The sequence below is a fragment of the Pauljensenia hongkongensis genome (assembly GCF_001746855.1).
GTDB lineage: Bacteria > Actinomycetota > Actinomycetes > Actinomycetales > Actinomycetaceae > Pauljensenia > Pauljensenia hongkongensis.
Map to the genome: position 1 here is coordinate 169,611 of NZ_CP017298.1, position 1,169 is coordinate 170,779.

Genomic DNA, 1,169 nt, shown 5'->3' on the forward strand with positions numbered 1-1,169 from the left:
CCTCCGGGGCCCCGGCGCCCAGCGCCGCGCCCTCGCGCGAGCCCTCGCCGCTGCGCGGGACGACTGAGAAGATGTCCCGCCTGCGCCAGACGATCGCGCGCCGCATGGTGGAGTCGCTGCAGACCGCGGCCCAGCTCACCACCGTCATCGAGGTGGACGTGACCAGGGTGGCGGCCCTGCGCGCCCGCTCGAAGGACGCCTTCGCCGCGGCGCACGGCACGAGACTCACCTTCCTGCCCTTCTTCGTCAAGGCGGCCACCGAGGCGCTGCGGTACCACCCGAAGATCAACGCCACGATCGACGGGGCCCAGGTGACCTACTTCGACCACGAGCACATCGGTATCGCCGTCGACACCCCGCGGGGACTGCTGGTCCCGGTCATCAAGGACGCGGGCGCGAAGACGCTGGCGGGCATCGCCGAGTCCATCAACGACCTGGCCGCGCGCACCCGCGAGTCGAAGGTCGGCCCCGACGAGCTGTCCGGCTCGACCTTCACGATCACGAACACGGGTTCGGGCGGCGCCCTTTTCGACACGCCCGTCCTCAACATGCCCGAGACGGCGATCATGGGCGTGGGCACGATCGTCAAGCGCCCGATGGTGGTCAAGGGCGCCGACGGCGCCGACGCCATCGCGATCCGCTCGATGGTGTACTTGTCCCTGTCCTACGACCACAGGCTGGTGGACGGCGCCGACGCCTCGCGCTACCTCATGGACGTCAAGCGGCGCCTGGAGGAGGGCGATTTCGAAGCCGATCTGGCCCTGTGAGCCCCGGGGCCGGTCCGCGACGGGCCGGCCCCGCCGCTGGGGGCGTCAGCGCCCCTCGGCGCCGGACTGGCCGGAGGCGCCTTGGGCGGCGACGACCAGCCCCGAAGCCCGTTCGATATCGAGGACGACCTCCTGAGCGGGCTGCGCCGAGGCGTCCGTGCACGTTCCGTTCGCGCAGGCGCGCAGCGCGGTCTGGGTCAGTGCAGCCCTGGCGCGGATGAGGGAGTCCGTGCACGCCACGACCTCCTTGACGCGCACCTGCGTCTCAAGTTTCTCCACCGTTATCCCCTGTTCGGCCAAGGACTCGATGCGCTTGCGGTCGGCGTCGGCCAGCGCGCCGCCCACGACGCCGTCCAGGGCGGAGGCGTTGCCCGCGACGATGGCGGCGTCGCGCGCGCGGAT

1 protein-coding gene and 1 pseudogene are annotated in these 1,169 nt (G+C 71.8%); one reads left to right on the forward strand and one right to left on the reverse strand.

Translation table 11 applies throughout. From position 1 onward, the window contains the following. A partial coding sequence (locus BH719_RS00765; RefSeq protein WP_009399915.1) for a 2-oxo acid dehydrogenase subunit E2 occupies positions 1–767 on the forward strand: 767 nt, incomplete at its 5' end. Positions 768–812: 45 nt separating this feature from the next. On the opposite strand, the pseudogene BH719_RS09235 reads toward BH719_RS00765, so the two are convergent. Beyond that, positions 813–1,169 (reverse strand): annotated as a pseudogene (locus BH719_RS09235) (hypothetical protein); the annotation flags it as partial.